Raw genomic sequence first — 3,090 nt, forward strand, 5'->3', positions numbered from 1 at the left:
AGGACACCTCAGGGTGTCTCAAGCAAAACAAGGACGCCTCAGGGAACCTTGTTGGCAGGGAACCTTGTTGGTGTGGTGATGACACTCCGCAGGTATCGAATCTGGAACCGAGTTGATGATTTCTGGTGCGCCCTGGACTTCGAGGAGGTCCTATCATGATTGGATGTAAAGTGCCCGTAATTCCTTCAAGGAGGCGACATGGCCATCAGCAGTGAGCTGGAACAACTGTTAGCCGGCTGGATACCTCGACAGTCGTGGTTCCCCAAGCTCGCCGCAGATTTCGGAACCGACCCCGATATCACCCCCATGTCGGTGGCCCGTGCCTTCACGTACAAGGCCGAGGAACTCGGCGGTTTCGCCGGGCTCGTGACCGTGATCTCCGTCGGAGACGGGCCGACCCTGCGTCGGCTCAACATTCCGCTCTCACTGCGCGGAGTCGAAGACATGCACCTGCGCAAGTCCCTGATCGGCCAAGTCGATGACCTCGCCCTGGGGCACGTGTTCGTCTATGACGGCGCGGCCGATCCCGTGTTCGTCAATCTCATGGCCGATGCGATCACCAAGCGCAAGGTCTTCGACGGCGGCCAGCTGAGCACCGAATCACTGCGCCACGGCCAGGAGAAGGCCGCCGTTCGAGACAAGCAGTCCAGTCAGCCGTTCCCGGTTCGACAGGCTCCAGCCCGCTCCGCAGACACCCCCGCCGAGGTGGTCCCACCGAAGCCGCCGAAGGCTGCGTTGGTCACGGATTCCCGTGAAGAGCTCCCCATCGACATCCGCCCGATCGAGGTCACCGATGCCGGTGCCCACAAATCGACGGTCATCATCCACGATGAGTACGAGCCGATGGAACTCAGCTTCTTCCGGGTCCTGGAGAACGAGATGCCGTCATCGCTGACGATCCCGGTCCTTCTCACCGAGGCGGGTTCCCGCAGTGTGCCCGAGGTCATCGGCTGGGGCTCGGGACGGTGGTATGACATGTTCGAAGTCACCGAGATGGAAGCTCCGATGGCTCTGCTGACCCATGTGGACGTCGACGCCGAACCCGCCTGGCGCGAAGCCGTGGACATCGTGTGCGCCGTCGACTCGGGATCGATCGGTGCCTATAACGCTCAGGCCGCAGAGATGGGCCGCCGCATCGGTGAGCTCCATTCCGATATGGCTGCCGAATTCGGCATCGTCGAAGGCCGGGGTGAGCCGTCGAAGCTCTTGGCCAAGAAGTGGATCGAGCGCATCGACTGGGCCCTGGGCCGTGCTCCGCTGGCTCTGGACTCCCTGGTGCCTGAGCTGCGTGCCCACCGCGCAAAGCTGCAGTCGCTGGAGTCGATCGGTGTGCTGCAGAAGATCCACGGTGAGCTGACACTCGATCACGTGGTGAGCTCAACGACCGACGGCTACTCGGTCGTGAAGTTCACGGACTCGACGAACTCGGATCCCAAGCCGGTGGCACTGGACCTCGTGGCCCTGCTGCGCAGTGTGGACTACGCGGCCGGATTCGCCCGGCTGCAGCGGACCGGTGAACTCGAATCCGAGGACGGCGGACTCGTCGTCAACGGCTTCGGCAATGACCCATCTGCCCTGCGGACCATCTACGATTCACCGGAATTCCTCTGGGCATCGCAGGTGCAGAACTCGCTGCTCAGCGGATATTCGCGTGCCCGTGGTGAAAGCCTGGGTCTGGGCGATCCCGTCCTGCGCGCGGCGCTCGTCGACAGACTGCTCGTCGAGGTCGTCACCGAGCTGCGCAACCGCCCCAACTGGCTCTCGGTGCCCCTGGCGACCCTGACTCTGGTGCTCAAAGGCAAGCCCGCCCGGTCCGGTGACTCGCCCGCCGAGGCGGAGATCAGTGCTCCTGCGACTGCCGCGCATGCCGCACCGTCTGCGGATGCCGCTCCTGCCGCTGCGGGCTCAGACTCTGCCAACACGGACTCTGCCACTCGTGTCGCTGCCGGGTCAGGCTCTGCAGGCTCTGGCACTCGTGTCGCTGCCGGGTCAGGCTCTGCAGCCGTTGCCGAGGCCGGTTCAGACTCTGCCGCTGCCGATTCCGGCGCGGAGGAGTCAGACAAGCCTGCGCTTGTGGTCGAAGCTGACGATGCACTGGCCGACTCGGACGCTGAGGACAACGGTAGCGCTGAGACTTTGGGCGACTCTGAGAACGACTCAGACGCTGCAGGCGACTCAGACGCTGCGGACGACTCAGACCCTGCAGGCGGCGAGAAATCGGCTGAGCCGCAACGAGCGTCGAACGGCGCTGCCAGGCAGAGCAAGATTCGGCGTACAAGCCGCGCGGAACAGTCGGCGACGGTCGATGAGGAATTCGAGGACGAGGAGGACGAATTCGTCGTCTCACCCGTGCCTGCGACATTCGCCGCCCGCGGTGCCGCCTCAGAGGATTCTGACTCGACAGGTCGGCACAACGTGCACGAAGCGAAGCCCGCCGCGCAACACGAGGCGAAGCCCGCCGCGCAGGAGGCCAAGTCCGCGGCGCAACAGGAGCGGCCCGCCACGCACGAGGAGAAGCACGCCGCTCCCAAGGGGAAGCGCGCGAAGCCGACGCCAGTCGATGCCGAGACACGAGAGACGATCGATTCCGACAAACCACAGACTGGCGGTTCTGAGAAGGGCATTGAGTCGAGTAAGCACTGATACCGGTGTCTTTGCGAATCGATTAGCAGAAGACAATCGGTCTGTGAGAAACTATTGTGGCTCAGCCTCGTGCTGAGCAGGCCGGGTTCGTTGTGAGCCATTGGAAGCGTGTCCGAGCGGCCGAAGGAGATGGTCTTGAAAACCATTGAGCGGCAACCCCGCTCCGTGGGTTCGAATCCCACCGCTTCCGCCAGATGAAAGTCCCCATTCGCATCGTGAAAACGAATGTGAATGGGGACTTTCGCATCCCTCAAAGTCCCTACCTGCGCAAGGTGGCGGAAGGTATTGGGCTCCCTATCCGAATTCGAGGGAAGAGAATGTAGGTATTTGCCAGCGAAACCTACATTCTCTTCCCTGCGAATCTGGCTGGGTGGAGGCGACTGCCCGCCGCTGGCTCGCGCTGGGCACCGCCGGCTCGCGACTGCCCGCCGCCGGCTCGCGCTGGGC

At 63.4% G+C, this 3,090-nt stretch carries 1 protein-coding gene and 1 tRNA gene; both read left to right on the forward strand.

The features are described from left to right. Positions 1–198 precede the first annotated feature (198 nt). Positions 199–2,643 (forward strand): maltokinase N-terminal cap-like domain-containing protein, encoded by a 2,445-nt coding sequence (locus L0G76_RS15130; RefSeq protein WP_304357974.1) that lies wholly within the window; start codon positions 199–201, stop codon positions 2,641–2,643. A gap of 102 nt (positions 2,644–2,745) precedes the next feature. Next, positions 2,746–2,836, forward strand: a tRNA-Ser gene (locus L0G76_RS15135). Positions 2,837–3,090: the final 254 nt, after the last annotated feature.

It is taken from the genome of Brevibacterium picturae, from assembly GCF_030453725.1.
GTDB lineage: Bacteria > Actinomycetota > Actinomycetes > Actinomycetales > Brevibacteriaceae > Brevibacterium > Brevibacterium sandarakinum_A.

Coding starts and splice junctions, on each gene's coding strand:
- L0G76_RS15130 (WP_304357974.1), top strand. CDS start 199: ATGGCCATCAGCAGTGAGCTGGAACAACTGTTAGCCGGCTGGATACCT.